Source organism: Vibrio sp. 16 (genome assembly GCF_963681195.1).
Lineage (GTDB): Bacteria > Pseudomonadota > Gammaproteobacteria > Enterobacterales > Vibrionaceae > Vibrio > Vibrio sinaloensis_D.
Genome location: NZ_OY808998.1, coordinates 1,415,124 through 1,429,257 on the forward strand (window position 1 = coordinate 1,415,124; position 14,134 = coordinate 1,429,257).

The 14,134-nt window shown below is 45.9% G+C and carries 14 protein-coding genes; 11 read left to right on the forward strand and 3 right to left on the reverse strand.

All coding sequences use genetic code 11. From position 1 onward, the window contains the following. Positions 1–140: 140 nt before the first annotated feature. From U9J37_RS20545 to U9J37_RS20565, 5 genes are read left to right on the forward strand one after another with little or no spacing between them, the layout of a single operon-like run. Entirely contained in the window at positions 141–449 is a 309-nt protein-coding gene (locus U9J37_RS20545) for an ArsR/SmtB family transcription factor (RefSeq protein WP_005474513.1), read from the forward strand. A 30-nt stretch (positions 450–479) separates the two neighbouring features. Further along, positions 480–899, forward strand: coding sequence for a YeeE/YedE family protein (locus U9J37_RS20550; protein ID WP_005474577.1), 420 nt, complete (start codon positions 480–482; stop codon positions 897–899). A gap of 18 nt (positions 900–917) precedes the next feature. Then, positions 918–1,376: a YeeE/YedE family protein gene (locus tag U9J37_RS20555; RefSeq protein ID WP_005474585.1), complete on the forward strand. Its 459-nt coding sequence runs from the start codon at positions 918–920 to the stop codon at positions 1,374–1,376. 40 nt (positions 1,377–1,416) lie between these two features. Then, positions 1,417–2,421, forward strand: coding sequence for an efflux RND transporter periplasmic adaptor subunit (locus U9J37_RS20560; protein WP_043887223.1), 1,005 nt, complete (start codon positions 1,417–1,419; stop codon positions 2,419–2,421). Between the two features lie 2 nt (positions 2,422–2,423). Next, positions 2,424–5,573 carry an efflux RND transporter permease subunit gene (locus U9J37_RS20565; RefSeq protein WP_043887216.1) on the forward strand — a complete coding sequence of 1,050 codons (3,150 nt, stop codon included), beginning with the start codon at positions 2,424–2,426 and terminating at the stop codon, positions 5,571–5,573. Positions 5,574–5,620: 47 nt separating this feature from the next. Here the strand turns inward: U9J37_RS20565 and U9J37_RS20570 are convergent, their stop codons facing one another. Beyond that, positions 5,621–6,508 carry an endonuclease/exonuclease/phosphatase family protein gene (locus U9J37_RS20570; RefSeq protein ID WP_005474571.1) on the reverse strand — a complete coding sequence of 296 codons (888 nt, stop codon included), beginning with the start codon at positions 6,506–6,508 and terminating at the stop codon, positions 5,621–5,623. A 293-nt stretch (positions 6,509–6,801) separates the two neighbouring features. Between U9J37_RS20570 and nrdD the strand changes: the two genes are divergently transcribed. From nrdD to U9J37_RS20595, 5 genes are all read left to right on the forward strand, one after another. Beyond that, on the forward strand, positions 6,802–8,922 hold the full coding sequence (nrdD, locus tag U9J37_RS20575; RefSeq protein ID WP_005474592.1) for an anaerobic ribonucleoside-triphosphate reductase: 2,121 nt from the start codon (positions 6,802–6,804) through the stop codon (positions 8,920–8,922). A gap of 82 nt (positions 8,923–9,004) precedes the next feature. Beyond that, the gene (gene nrdG / locus U9J37_RS20580; RefSeq protein WP_005474529.1) at positions 9,005–9,475 is read left to right on the forward strand and encodes an anaerobic ribonucleoside-triphosphate reductase-activating protein; all 471 of its coding nucleotides are present in this window, start codon (positions 9,005–9,007) and stop codon (positions 9,473–9,475) included. 168 nt (positions 9,476–9,643) lie between these two features. Further along, positions 9,644–10,825: an amino acid aminotransferase gene (locus tag U9J37_RS20585; RefSeq protein ID WP_038136725.1), complete on the forward strand. Its 1,182-nt coding sequence runs from the start codon at positions 9,644–9,646 to the stop codon at positions 10,823–10,825. 89 nt (positions 10,826–10,914) lie between these two features. Next, complete coding sequence (locus tag U9J37_RS20590) at positions 10,915–11,559, forward strand: ATP-dependent zinc protease family protein (RefSeq protein ID WP_043887217.1); 645 nt, start codon at positions 10,915–10,917, stop codon at positions 11,557–11,559. A gap of 189 nt (positions 11,560–11,748) precedes the next feature. Then, on the forward strand, positions 11,749–12,135 hold the full coding sequence (locus U9J37_RS20595) for an NUDIX hydrolase (protein WP_038136730.1): 387 nt from the start codon (positions 11,749–11,751) through the stop codon (positions 12,133–12,135). 43 nt (positions 12,136–12,178) lie between these two features. Here U9J37_RS20595 and U9J37_RS20600 read toward each other — a convergent pair whose 3' ends face one another. Next, entirely contained in the window at positions 12,179–12,652 is a 474-nt protein-coding gene (locus U9J37_RS20600) for a BamJ family beta-barrel-assembly machinery protein (RefSeq protein WP_005474516.1), read from the reverse strand. An 18-nt stretch (positions 12,653–12,670) separates the two neighbouring features. After that, positions 12,671–13,291: a thiol:disulfide interchange protein DsbA/DsbL gene (locus U9J37_RS20605; RefSeq protein WP_039473941.1), complete on the reverse strand. Its 621-nt coding sequence runs from the start codon at positions 13,289–13,291 to the stop codon at positions 12,671–12,673. 224 nt (positions 13,292–13,515) lie between these two features. On the opposite strand from U9J37_RS20605, the gene U9J37_RS20610 reads away from it, so the two are divergent. After that, complete coding sequence (locus tag U9J37_RS20610) at positions 13,516–14,133, forward strand: OmpA family protein (RefSeq protein ID WP_038190593.1); 618 nt, start codon at positions 13,516–13,518, stop codon at positions 14,131–14,133. Position 14,134: the final 1 nt, after the last annotated feature.

Consider the following 14,134-nt stretch of genomic DNA (forward strand, 5'->3'; position numbering starts at 1 on the left):
TCCTTGATGAAAACTACTATAGAGTCTTAATTTAGAAAAGTCTAATGTTAATTTGTCTAATTTTAAATATTCTAAATTAGTGTTGACTAAATTATGTTGTTTAGTATTATCTAATTTAACTGACTAACTGGAGACGAGCCATGAATGATCAAACAGTTAACATCGCAGAAATGAAGAAGAATGCGGTAGAAGCTGCTGAGCTATTGAAAGTAATGGCGCACCCAGAACGACTCATGGTGCTGTGTCAATTGACTGAAGGCGAAGTTGGCGTTAGCGCACTACAAAGTAGTTCTACGCTGAGCCAATCAGCCTTTTCGCAACATTTAACCGTGTTAAGGAAACACGGGTTAATCAAGTTCCGCAAAGAGTCGCAACAAGTTTTCTATTCGCTGGACGATGAGCGCGTTGTTCAGCTTATCCAAAATTTACAAACCACGTTTTGTGGTTAACGGTTTTTTTAATTTAGCTAAGAGGTAGTTATGGCTTTCACGATCCCATGGGATTCATTGGCAGGAGGCATTTTATTGGGAATATCAGCGACGATTATGTTGTTGATTAACGGGAAAATTGCAGGCATCAGCGGCATTATGACTGGGCTACTCACCCCTAAGTCATCAGATTTCGCATGGCGCTTGTTATTTGCTATTGGCATGGTCTCTGGCGGTGTCATTGGTGTGTTGGTATTTAACGGTAGTATCCCATTGCACTATGAAAGTAGCAGCTGGGTACTGGCACTTGCGGGGTTGCTTGTTGGTATAGGTACTCGTCTAGGAAACGGCTGCACGAGTGGACATGGTATTTGCGGTATTGGTCGATTATCCAAACGTTCAATTGTCGCAACTCTGATCTTTATGACCGTTGCAGCGATTACCGTGTTTGCACGATTTCATCTTTTATAAACCTTAGTGAGAGACACAATGAATAAAGTAATTTTCCGTTTAACGTCTTTGTTTGCAGGGATTTTATTTGGGTTAGGGATGATTATTTCAGGTATGGCTGATCCTGCAAAAGTTGTCGGGTTTCTGGATATTGCTGGGCAATGGGACCCAAGCCTCGCTTTTGTGATGGGTGGTGCGTTGTTGGTATTTATGCCAGCCTACTTTTTCGTCATTAAGCCTAGAACCCGTCCTGTTGTCGCCGGTGAGTTCTGCCTTGCTAAAAAAGACAAAATCGACCAGCGATTAGTGAGCGGCGCAGTGATCTTTGGTTTAGGTTGGGGTTTAGCGGGTATTTGCCCAGGTCCTGCAATGTCTAGCTTGGCTCTGGGGAACATGGGTGTTTGGCTGTTCTTTGCCAGCATGATGGTGGGATTGGGAGGAACAAACCTACTGATTTGTATGAAAAATAGTCGAGAGTCACAAACGCAAACTGCGTAGCGACTACAATGGATGAAACAAGCGTGATGGAGTGGTGATGATGAGAAGGATGAGTTTGAGTGTTGCTATTGCCTGTTCAATAGCAATGGGAGCAAATGCGCAGCAAAATGAACAACTGTACACCGTCAATTTGGAGCCACTTTCGCAAGTTATTCATTTAGACGGGGTGGTGCAGCCTATCAATCAGGGGACGGTTGCGGCGCAAACATCGGGCCGTATTGTAGGTTTGAATGTTGACGTGAATGACTATGTCAAAGAGGGGGCTGTTCTACTCGAAATCAGTGCAGTGCAGCAATCTGCCTCTTTAGATGCGGCTCAGGCTCAACTTTCCAGTGCCGAGGCTCAAAATAGAGAGGCTCAGGCACAACTGAAACGCTTTACACAATTGTTTCCCAAAGGGGCGATTTCCCAAGATCAGATGGACTCAGCTCAAGCGCGAGCCAGAAGTGCAGCGGCTTCCGTCAAATCGGCGCAAGCAAACGTGGAACAAGCCAAAGAACTGTTGGGATACACCAGTGTAACAGCACCCTATGATGGCATTGTGACCAAGCGCCATGTTGAGTTAGGAGAAACTGTCGCACCCGGTACGCCGTTACTGAGTGGCTTCGCCCTTAATGTGCTGCGTGTCGAAACCGATATTCCTCAACGTTACCAAGCAAGGGTAGAAACCGTTGATCAGTTCCAAGTGGTTGCCCCAAGTGGTGAGGAAATCGCACCGACCGACATGAGCTTGTTCAGTTATGCCGATCCTCAATCTCATACGTTCAAGATTCGATTGTCGCTACCGGAAAACACGGATGCTGTTGTACCGGGAATGTGGGTTAAAACTGAATTTGTCTATGGTGAGAAAGAGACATTAGTCATTCCTTCTACGGCAGTTGTACGCCGGGGGGAACTCAGCTCTGTCTACAGGATTCAAAACCAGCAACGTGTGTTGAATCCTGTTCGCTTAGGTCAAGAGTATGGGGATTATGTAGAGGTTTTATCTGGGCTTGAAGAGGGCGATGTGATCTCAACGGTTGCGTTGGCGCCAAAAGGAGAGTGATGATGGATAACCGATTAGGGATTTCAGGTCGTATCGCAGCTGCGTTCCAAAACTCCGCGATGACGCCACTTTTGGCTCTCGTCGGGATCTTAATGGGCGTGTTTGCCGTAATCGTCACACCAAAAGAGGAAGAGCCGCAGATAGACGTCACCTTCGCGGATGTCTATATTCCATTTCCAGGTGCTTCACCGAAAGAAGTCGAAAGCTTGGTTACCATGCCAGCCGAGCAAATCATCTCCGAAATTCAAGGTATCGATAAGCTCTATTCATTTTCGCAGCCCGACGGCGCGATGATCGTTGCGATTTTCGAAGTAGGTGTGAGTCGAAATGACGCGGTGGTAAGACTTTATAATAAACTCTATTCAAACAAAGATTGGATGCCACAAGGTATTGGCGTCGGTGAACCTATCATTAAACCCAAAGGCATTGAGGATGTGCCGATTGTGAGTTTGACGTTAAGTGATCACTCGGGCCGTCTAGATCAGCAACAGCTTACACAAGTTGCTCATGGGTTAGAGACTGAACTCAAGCGTATTCCTGGTACTCGCGATATCTACACGATTGGGGGGCACAACACCATTGTCGATGTTCGCCTTGATCCCGCGAAAATGAACAGCTTTGGTATCACATTGGATCAATTGATCCAACATTTACCTTCTGCAAATAATAGTTCACCGATGTTGCGCCTTACCCATGATAACCAAGAGTTCCCAGTGCAAATTGGCCAGTTTCTAACCCGTGTGCAAGAAGTTAAGCAACTGGTGATTGGTCTACATAACAATGCCCCTGTCTATCTTCAAGACGTTGCGGAAGTCACCTTGGGGGCCAACACGCCCACGCAAAATGCATGGACTAGCGATAAGCAGCAGATTTACCCAGCGGTAACTTTGGCCATCGCTAAAAAAGCAGGCGAAAACGCGGTTAACGTTGCGCAAGCGATTGAAAGCCGAGTTCAAGAGCTCGAAAATCAACTGATTCCCAAGAGCGTTACGGTCAAGATCACGCGAGATTACGGTAAAACGGCAGCGGATAAGAGTAATACACTCATCGGTAAGTTGGCATTTGCAACTGCCGCGGTTGTGATTCTTGTTCTGCTTACCATGGGGTGGCGCGAAGCCTTTGTTGTTGGCTTTGCAATCATCGTGACACTTATGATCACCTTGTTCGCCTCTTGGGCATGGGGTTTTACACTCAATCGCGTCTCTCTGTTTGCGCTTATCTTTTCTATCGGGATTCTTGTCGACGACGCTATCGTTGTCGTTGAAAACATCCACCGTCATATGTCGCAGGGGAAAGCGAAGCTGAGCGAGCTTATCCCGAGTGCAGTAGATGAAGTGGGTGGACCGACGATCTTAGCGACGTTGACGGTTATCGCAGCGTTGTTGCCAATGGCGTTTGTGAGTGGGTTAATGGGCCCTTATATGAGCCCAATTCCGATCAACGCGTCAATGGGGATGCTGATTTCTTTGGTGGTCGCGTTTGTGGTTTCTCCTTGGTTAGCTGGCAAGGTGTTAAAGCCGGCAGCACACGGAGAATCAAAATCCGGCAGCACTTTTTTTCACCGAATCATGTCACCCTTTGTCACCGCAAAAGCGCAGGGCAGAAATCGATTTATGTTGCTGCTTGCGATCTTAGCGCTGATTGCCGGATCCGTTATGTTGCCAGTGGTTCAAGCCGTTGTATTGAAGATGCTGCCATTTGACAACAAGTCGGAATTCCAAGTGGTATTGGATATGCCAGAGGGAGCGTCATTGGAGAAGACTCAGCGTGTGCTATTTGAAATGGGCGCGCAGCTTGATAATGTGCCGGAAGTCACCGATTACCAAATCTACGCTGCTACGGCCGCGCCGATTAACTTTAACGGGCTTGTTCGTCATTACTTTATGCGCAACCAATCTCATCAAGGTGATATTCAAGTGAACTTGATTGGGCGGAAAGAGCGCGATCGAGACAGCCATGAGATTGCTTCTGCAGTTCGTCCTTTGTTAAACGAAGTCGCGCAAAAGTTTGGTGGCAAAGTCAAAGTGGTTGAGGTACCACCGGGGCCGCCAGTGTGGTCGCCAATTCTTGCCGAAGTATACGGACCAACGCCGGAGCTTCGTCATCAGGCAGCTCGTGAGATTCGACAAATCTTTAAAGGTACAGAAGACATTGTTGATGTGGATATGTACTTACCTGAATCACACCAGAAGTGGCAAGTTGTGATCGACCGTAGCAAAGCTGCACATTTTCAAGTGCCTTATGGTGCGATTGTTGATGCGCTCGCTACCTCGGTGGGCGGAAAGCCGGTCAGCTACCTACACAGCGAACACAGTAAATATCCGGTTCCGATTCAAGTTCAGGCGAGTGAGAGCGCTAAAGTAAGGCTAGAGCAAGTTCTGAACATGAAGGTGGGCAGTGTTAATGGTCATGCCTACCCACTGTCTGATTTGGTATCTGTCCGCCAAACACGCATGGATGACTATATCGTCCACAAAGATATGGTGCCGATGGTTATGGTGGTCGGTGATATGTCTGGCTCGGTTGATAGTCCACTGTACGGCATGTTTACTATTGGCAGCGCGATCGATGAGAAAATGGATGTCGAGCAATTTTATGTGAACCAACCAGATGGTTTGCAAGGCATCTCTATTTTGTGGGATGGTGAATGGACCATTACATACGAAACTTTCCGCGATATGGGCATAGCGTATGCGATAGGGATGGTATTGATTTACTTGCTGGTGGTCGCTCAGTTCAAATCCTATCTTGTCCCACTCATCATTATGGCGCCAATTCCGTTGACGATTATAGGTGTTATGCCGGGGCACGCGTTGCTAGGGGCTCAGTTCACTGCAACGTCGATGATTGGCATGATCGCGCTTGCAGGGATTATTGTCCGCAACTCAATTCTGTTGGTGGACTTCATTAACCAACAAGTTGAAGAAGGGGTTGAGTTTTCAGAAGCGGTGATTCAATCGGCCGCGGTGAGAGCAAAGCCTATTATGCTGACGGCACTAGCGGCAATGATTGGCGCGGTGTTCATTCTCGACGATCCGATATTTAATGGACTTGCGATCAGCTTGATATTCGGCATCTTTGTTTCGACTGTACTCACTCTGCTCGTAATACCTGTCCTGTATTATGTCGCGATGAGAAAGCGCTTTGCTTAGGGCGTGTTGACTAAACTAAAACCCCGCTACGTATCAGCGGGGTTATTTTATTTGGTGAGGGTAATAGGGCAATGGTCGCTGAGTTTGTACCGAAATAAATCGTCAGTCTTGTAGTTACGCTGCTCGATTTTAGAGACTGAGATTTGATCACTGGTAATCACATGGTCAATCAAAGAGCGGAACTGGTGAGTCTTGCTTGGGTTGTTGCGCGATCTCACTTTGCAGGTTGCTTTGGTCTCTCTGGTTGCCAATTTTGCAGTTGAGTCCTGTGAAACGATTTCCCATAGCCAATCCTTGGGATAACTCATATTGTGGTTGAAGTCGCCCAAAATCATGTAACGTTCGCCATGCGCTTCTCGTTCTCTAATCCAGTGGTTGAGCGCTTCTCCTTGCCTCTTTAATGTTCGGCACGCATCGTTGTGACGAAAAGCGCCTGAACAGCGTGCCTTCAAGTGGACAGAGAGCGCGTGGATAGGCGTGTCAGATGTCGGTGAGATAACAACATAACTCGCAAAGCGCAATTTACTGCGATGGCTTGTGTCAAGTTGAAGGCTCTCTTTCTCAATCACAGAAATGCCTTCGCGTACGGCAAAGCCGGTATATTGATTGATCGCTGTAAACTGATGCGCGGCATGCTCTGGGTTGCGGCGAGTAGAGAAAAAGACTCGATACTGCTTGCCTATGACTTTGCGCAGAGCCTTTTCATCATTCACTTCCTGAAATGCAACGATGTCGCTATCCATAGACGAAAAGTGCGCTGCGAGCGCTGAGTAATCTTTTTCTAAGCGTTGCGACTGCGGAAATTTATCGGATGGGGTGGAACTTAACCACTCTAGATTCCATGTGGAAAAGTTGAGTGTCTTTTCGGCATGTACAGAAAAACAGATGGGCAACAGTAAAGTGACCAAAAGTGAGCGCAGTTTAGTGTGTGTCATACTCTAACATTCATAAAATGGATTACAGCCTTTATCCTATAAGAGCTTGAAAAAAATCAAGCGTAAATATCCTCATTTTTGCAATTTTCATGGTTTTCTTTCAGCCTGAGATCGGTGCCACTAAGATCGCGTTGATCTTAATCTACGGCCTATTTTTATTGATCGAAATCAATACTTTTTGTCGGTTCATCCCGTTAAATACGCCACAACATCTTGTGTCAGCTTAACAAAAAATAGCCTATATAGTGTATTTGTGGATAACACTGTGAATATACTAAGGGTAAGGAGAATCAGTGAATCCAATCGTAATCAAGCGTGATGGCTCTAGAGCAGAATTTACTAGAGACCGCATCCAAGCAGCAGTGGAAGCAGCAGCGGATCACAATAGCAAAGAAACCGCGATTTACGCACTTAATGTGGCGTTAGCGGTGGAATTAAAGCTACAAGATCGCGATGAAGTTGAGATCACTGAAGTTCAAAAACTGGTTGAAGATGAGCTAATGCAAGGCCCTTACAAAGAGCTTGCGCGTGCTTATATTGAATATCGCCATGATCGCGATATCGCCCGTGAAAAGCAGAGTGCGCTTACTCAAGAAATTGAAGGGTTAATCGAGGAAAGCAACCTTGATTTGATCAATGAAAACGCCAATAAAGATGGCAAGGTTATCCCTACGCAACGAGATCTATTAGCTGGCATTGTTGCAAAGCACTACGCGAAAACGCACATCCTACCGCGAGACATCGTACAGGCTCACGAGCAGGGGGATATTCACTACCATGACCTAGACTATGCGCCGTTCTTCCCAATGTTTAACTGCATGCTCATCGATCTACAAGGCATGCTTACAAGTGGTTTTAAAATGGGCAACGCGGAGATCGATACGCCTAAATCTATATCCACAGCGACTGCTGTTACGGCACAAATCATCGCGCAAGTTGCAAGCCATATTTATGGCGGTACCACAATTAACCGCATTGATGAAGTCCTTGAGCCGTATGTGCTAACAAGCTACGAAAAACACTTAAAGATTGCCAAAGAATGGAATATTCCAGAGCCGGAAGCGTTCGCAATGGCGCGCACTGAAAAAGAGTGTTATGACGCTTTCCAGTCTTTGGAATACGAAGTGAACACATTACACACTGCGAATGGTCAAACGCCTTTCGTTACGTTTGGTTTTGGTTTAGGCACAAGTTGGGCATCGCGTCTTATCCAACAATCTATCCTCAAAAACCGAATTGCGGGACTGGGCAAAAACCGTAAAACGGCGGTATTCCCTAAACTGGTATTCGGCATCAAAGATGGTCTTAACCACAAAGCGGAAGATCCAAACTACGACATTAAGAAGCTCGCACTGGAGTGTGCTTCTAAGCGTATGTACCCAGATATCTTGAACTACGACAAACTTGTTGAAATCACCGGTTCTTTCAAGACGCCAATGGGGTGTCGTTCATTCCTTGGCACTTATGAAGAGAATGGCGAGCTTATTCACGAGGGGCGCAACAACCTCGGCGTTGTTAGCCTAAACTTGCCTCGAATCGCTATTCAGGCGAAAGGCAGTGAAGCCACTTTCTATCAACTGCTCGATGAGAAGCTGGAACTGGCACGACGTGCACTACAAACACGCATTACGCGTCTTGAAAACGTTAAAGCGCGTGTTGCGCCAATCCTCTACATGGAAGGGGCGTGTGGCGTTCGTCTAAAAGCGGATGATTCCATTGCTGACATTTTCAAAAATGGCCGCGCGTCTATTTCGTTGGGGTACATTGGTATTCACGAGACCGTGAACGCGTTGTTTGGTACCGAAGCGCATGTTTACGATGATGCCCTATTACGCGAGAAAGCGTTGGATATCATCAAGCACATGAAAGACGCTGTTAACCAATGGACTGAAGAAACAGGTTACGGTTTTAGCTTGTATGGAACACCGAGTGAGAACTTGTGTAGCCGTTTCTGTCGCATCGACAATAAAGAGTACGGTGTGATCAAGGGAGTAACCGACAAAGGTTACTACACCAACAGCTTCCACCTTGACGTTGAGAAAAAGGTAAACCCTTACGACAAGATCGATTTTGAGATGCCTTATCCTGAGATCTCGAGTGGTGGTTTTATCTGTTACGGTGAGTTTCCTAACATGCAGCGCAACATTGAAGCACTAGAAAACGTTTGGGATTACAGCTACACACGCGTTCCTTACTACGGCACCAACACACCGATCGATGAGTGTTACGAGTGTGGTTACAACGGTGAGTTTGAATGTACCAGTAAGGGCTTCACCTGCCCAAGTTGTGGTAACCATGACTCGACGAAAGTGTCGGTGACACGCCGTGTCTGTGGCTACCTAGGCAGCCCTGATGCTCGTCCGTTTAACTTTGGTAAGCAAGAAGAAGTTAAACGTCGCGTTAAGCACCTGTAATTGACCTTTGCCTCGCTCGTATGAGTGGGGCATTGTGAAAACGACTAAGCCCTCTATTGGGCTTTATTTTTTGAGTTTGAAGATGAATTATCACCAATATTACTCAGTGGATGTGGTCAATGGCCCTGGCACGCGCTGCACCTTGTTTGTTTCTGGGTGCGTGCATCAATGTCGTGGCTGTTATAACCAGTCTACTCAGCGATTAGATTCGGGAATGGCTTTTACTCAGCAAGCAGAAGACCAAATCATTTCAGACTTAAAGGATGAACGAATCAAGCGTCGTGGTCTCTCTTTGTCTGGAGGGGATCCTTTACACCCTGCGAACGTCCCTGACGTTCTCAAGTTAGTGAAGCGAGTTAAAGCTGAGTGCCCTGACAAAGACATTTGGGTATGGACAGGTTACACCTTGGCAGAGCTGGACGAGGCACAACGCGAGGTGATCCAGTACATCGACACGTTAATTGATGGTAAGTTTGAACAGGACAAAAAAGACCTCAACCTTGAATGGCGTGGCAGCTCAAACCAGATTATTCATACCTTCAAGTTGGGTTGAAGAGTGACTTTACACGCGTGCGTGCGAGATATAATTTGTTAAATGTATGTTAAAGTTTACAGATTTTTATCCTGTTTTGCTCTGAGCCAGTGAAATTTTATTTCTAGATTTATAATTTAGATGCTAACGTGTTGGTCGTTACTTGAATTTCAAAGGGTTGTGACTTTCATGTTCTCACATTTACCAAAACCAACTTTAGATCCGATTCTCTCTCTTTCCGTTGCGTACCGTAACGATCCTCGTCCTGACAAAGTCGACTTAGGCATTGGCGTATACAAAAACAGCGCGGGCGAAACGCCAGTGATGAAGGCGATTTTGCAAGCTCAAAACATCGTTGTTGAAACGCAGAAAACCAAGTCTTACGTTGGTCTCGCAGGATGTGAAGAGTTCAACCAAAGCATGGTGAACTTACTTCTTGATGGCACTTCCGCGATGGATCGTGTCGCCGCGATTCAAACGCCTGGCGCCAGTGGTGCACTGCGCATGTTGGGTGACTTAATGAAGGTGGCTCAACCGAATACGACGGTTTGGATTTCAAACCCAAGCTACGTGAACCATCGTCCAGTTATGGAAGCGGCTGGCCTTAAAGTTCGCGAGTACCGTTATTTCAGCCGTGATACCAAACAAGTCGACGCAGGCGCAATGCTGGATGACCTAGCCAAAGCTGGGCCAGAAGACGTTGTTTTGCTGCATGGTTGCTGTCATAACCCAACGGGTGCAGATATCGACTTCGATGCGTGGAAAGCGATCACCGAATTGTCACAGAAAAATGGTTTCACACCTTTCGTTGATATTGCTTATCAAGGTTTTGGTGATGGTCTAGAAGAAGATGCAAAAGGCCTACGTTTTATGGCTGACAACGTCGAGGAAATGCTCATTACAACCTCATGCTCTAAGAACTTTGGTTTGTACCGCGAGCGCACTGGCGCGGCTATCGTCGTCGGTAAGTCGATGGAAGATGTTGGCAACGCGAAAGGTAAACTACTGACACTTGCTCGTGCGACTTACACCATGCCACCTGATCACGGTGCAGCTTTGGTTAAAACTATCCTGCAAAATCAAGACTTAACCGCGGTTTGGAAGCAAGAGTTAAGTGAAATGCAACAGCGTTTGTTAAACCTTCGTCAAACCTTGTGTGAGGAATTGAGAAATTCGCACAATACTTCACAATTCGATTTCATTGAAAGTCACAAAGGCATGTTTACTGTGCTAGGCTTTAGCCAAGACCAGATGCTACAACTACGTGAAGAATATGGAATTTATGGCGTGGGTGATGGTCGTATTAACATCGCTGGTCTGACTGAGAAAGACATTCCGTACGTTGCGGATGCTATTGTTAAAGTGTCTTAATAGACCGAGTTTTTAATTCCGGATCTAAGGCTCACTTTTGTGGGCCTTTTTATTGCGTGTAACTATTGTCAATTGAATTGGGTGATCGAATGAACAAAACGTGGAAGCTAATTATTCCAGTTATGCTTAGTGGCGGTTTAATGGCGTGTACAACAACGGGGCAGACGCCAGTTGAGCCAGAACAAAAACCACAAATTGAAGAGCCTAAAGTCCAAGAGCCAAAGGTCGAAGAAAAAGAAGTGGTCAAAGAAACCAAACCTGCGGAAAAACCAAAACAACCTGAGGTTGTCCTAAAAGCGAAAAAAACTTCAGATGGCAAGCTGATTCTCGGTGAGAAGGAATGGGTTTATGTACCTGGGTTAGAGCAAAACTTTAGAGCTCGTATCGACACAGGCGCGACCACCTCATCGATCAGTGCTGTCGATATCGAACCTTTTGAACGAGATGGAAAAGATTGGGTTAAGTTCAAAATTGAACACGAAGGGCATAAGAGTAAAGAAATCGCACTGCCTGTTCAGCGTTGGGTGAAAATTCGTCAATCGAGTGCCGATGGCACGCAAGAGCGCGCGGTCGTTGATGCATGGATTCAAATTGGTGATCTTAAAGAGAAAACAGAGTTCACTTTGGCTGATCGTACTCATCTTACATTCCCACTGCTATTGGGGCGTAGCTTCTTCAAAGACGTCGCAGTCGTGGACGTAAGCCAGCAATATGTCCAAGACAAACACAAGTAATCAATAACCAACGAAAAACCGGCAACTGAAAAGAAGCCGGTTTTTTTGTGCTGCAAAACCATAAATGTGAATTAGTTCATAAGCAAGAACACACACATTGCGATATCATCCACGCCAATCAACAGTGATCCCAATACAAACGGACTGGCGGCGACGCCAGTTTTTTATATGGAATGGAAGGAGTCAGGCATGAAGCACTTATCTATGGCGGTGGTAGTCAAAGATGGAAAGGTGTTGGTACAAGAAAGATTTAGACCAGCGAAAGGGATGGTGGTCGAGTTCCCAGGTGGTCAGGTGGAAAACAACGAATCAGGGACAGACGCCGCAATCAGAGAGCTGTATGAAGAAACCCAGCTTCAAGGCCTAAAGCACGTTGCAACCTTCTCCAACGTCAACGAATACGGTGGGAGAATTTACTACGCGGTATTGAAAGCACTAGAGGAAGTTGAGCCGACTCAAGTGGATGAACAAAGACAGCAAACCTTTAAGTGGTTGGCACCAACAGAGCTACCTGTTGAAGAGTTTTACGCAGCTGATAGAGAGTTTATTCATAAGAAGCTCCCTGAGTTTTGCTAGCAAATACAAAGAAGCCAGTCATGTGACTGGCTTCTTTTATTCATTACTTGATTTCTAGCAGTTCGACATCAAAAATCAGGGTCGATGCTGGTGGAATAGGGCCTGTGCCACCTTTCCCGTAAGCAAGTGGGCTTGGGATGAACAAGCGGAATTTGTCTCCCGGAGACATGTAAGTAAGGCCTTCTTGCCAACCTTTAATCACTTGATTCAATTTGAAGCTAATTGGCTCACCACGGTTTACAGAGCTGTCAAAAACGGTGCCGTCAATCAGCGTGCCGTGGTAGTGGACTTTGACAGTGTTACTTGTTGTTGGTTTCTCGGAGCCTTCACCTTTAACTAAGATCTTGTACTGCAAGCCACTTTCTGTGGTAACAACACCTTCTTGCTTACCGTTTTCCAATAAAAATGATTGGCCAGCAGCAAAGTTCTCTTCACCCGCTTTGTTGTTATTCCACGTGCGGTAAATCATGAATACCGCTAAAACCAAAATGACAATTGGGAAAATAAATTTTGACATTGATAACGTCCAGTTTGTTTAAGGTTGGTTGATTAAATAGTTGATGGTGTTTGCGATGCCTTCAATGTCCTGATGACCCGCAGTCAAAACCATGTATTTGCCGTTGACGACAAAAGTCGGCACAGAGTTAATTTGACCTTTCTCGGTAATATCTTGTGCTAGGTTCATTGCCTCAAAGAGCTGCTCTTGTTGTTGTTCGTTTAGCTCATATGGGCTAATTAACCCGCGAGATTGGAACGCATCATCAATGGCTTGTTTTTTGTCAGCTAATGTCGCGCCATCACCCATTTGGGTCGCGGCGAATAGCGCATTCATGAACTCATGATCCGGTTTTTTACCAAGTTGCATCTCTGCGGTGTAGTAGATCATGGCCGCGATTTGTGCGCTCTCGTTAAAGGTCACATGAATTTTACCAATAGATTGTTGGGTCAGTTCTTCTAATTGAGGAAGGACAGCCTCCATCTTTCGGCAATGGCCACAGTTTAGCGAGAAGACTTCCGTGACTTGAGGTAAACGAAACGTAGCGAGGTTAACAGGCAGTTGTTGGTATTGCTTGCCTTCTTGCGGCGTATTACTGTCAGAGCAGCCAACTAAAACCGTAGCTGTTAAAATCGTCAGCAAGGTGAAGAGCTTTTTCATAATCGATTTCTCAAAATGGTTCGCGCAACATGATGCACGATGAATCAGTGCTAGGATTTTACTCTTTCAATACGCAGAACTAAATAGTTGTGAGGCTGATTTTATTACCAAATTGTTTCGGGGGAAACGGCGTCAAGCTGTTTAAAAAGAGGCTAAAATTTACTAAAGATTTGGTAAATCTGTCGATACAGTATTTGTAGTAAAACGGAACTTATGGTGTAGAGATGAAATATGTAACTTTGCCTCTGATAATCTTGCTATCAGGATGTTCAAACATGGCGCAGAACATCGCCAACATGACCGATGATATGCTCGATACGGCACCAAAGACTGATTTTGAAGTTAAATATCCAGAGTGGGGCGCGGACCCTAAGTTAACCGCGTCAGACGTGAGAGGTCCACTAGGACAAAAACGTGCGCCGCACTATCAGGATTTGCAAAGTTTTTTGCTTAAAAATGGTGTGGACTACGAGGTGCTGCCTGGCAACCACATCATGGTCAAGTTGACTGATACCATCAAGTTCAATACGGGGTCATCGAAAGTGATGCCCGATTCCGCCTATTGGTTGGATATGATGGGTGAGTATCTAGCGACACAACCGGGTATTGATATTGTCATTGACGGCCACGCCGATAGCACGGGCGCACCTTCGTTTAACGACAGTCTTTCTATGAAGCGAGCGAAAGCGGTCAAGCAACAGCTGGTTCGTAACAATGTCGCGATGGATTCAATATTTACTCGCGGTTACGGAGAGTTCGTTCCGGCGTGTTCAAATGCATCAAGTGCGGGTAAGGCATGTAATCGAAGAGTTGAGGTGTTATTCATTGTTTCGAATAACTAGT

Excerpts from the sequence above, each read along its gene's own strand:
- U9J37_RS20595 (WP_038136730.1), top strand. The coding sequence starts at position 11,749 with ATGAAGCACTTATCTATGGCGGTGGTAGTCAAAGATGGAAAGGTGTTG.
- U9J37_RS20585 (WP_038136725.1), top strand. The coding sequence starts at position 9,644 with ATGTTCTCACATTTACCAAAACCAACTTTAGATCCGATTCTCTCTCTT.
- U9J37_RS20590 (WP_043887217.1), top strand. The coding sequence starts at position 10,915 with ATGAACAAAACGTGGAAGCTAATTATTCCAGTTATGCTTAGTGGCGGT.
- U9J37_RS20545 (WP_005474513.1), top strand. The coding sequence starts at position 141 with ATGAATGATCAAACAGTTAACATCGCAGAAATGAAGAAGAATGCGGTA.
- U9J37_RS20560 (WP_043887223.1), top strand. The coding sequence starts at position 1,417 with ATGAGAAGGATGAGTTTGAGTGTTGCTATTGCCTGTTCAATAGCAATG.
- U9J37_RS20610 (WP_038190593.1), top strand. The coding sequence starts at position 13,516 with ATGAAATATGTAACTTTGCCTCTGATAATCTTGCTATCAGGATGTTCA.
- U9J37_RS20570 (WP_005474571.1), bottom strand. The coding sequence starts at position 6,508 with ATGACACACACTAAACTGCGCTCACTTTTGGTCACTTTACTGTTGCCC.
- nrdG (WP_005474529.1), top strand. The coding sequence starts at position 9,005 with ATGAATTATCACCAATATTACTCAGTGGATGTGGTCAATGGCCCTGGC.
- U9J37_RS20565 (WP_043887216.1), top strand. The coding sequence starts at position 2,424 with ATGGATAACCGATTAGGGATTTCAGGTCGTATCGCAGCTGCGTTCCAA.
- U9J37_RS20605 (WP_039473941.1), bottom strand. The coding sequence starts at position 13,291 with ATGAAAAAGCTCTTCACCTTGCTGACGATTTTAACAGCTACGGTTTTA.
- U9J37_RS20600 (WP_005474516.1), bottom strand. The coding sequence starts at position 12,652 with ATGTCAAAATTTATTTTCCCAATTGTCATTTTGGTTTTAGCGGTATTC.
- U9J37_RS20555 (WP_005474585.1), top strand. The coding sequence starts at position 918 with ATGAATAAAGTAATTTTCCGTTTAACGTCTTTGTTTGCAGGGATTTTA.
- U9J37_RS20550 (WP_005474577.1), top strand. The coding sequence starts at position 480 with ATGGCTTTCACGATCCCATGGGATTCATTGGCAGGAGGCATTTTATTG.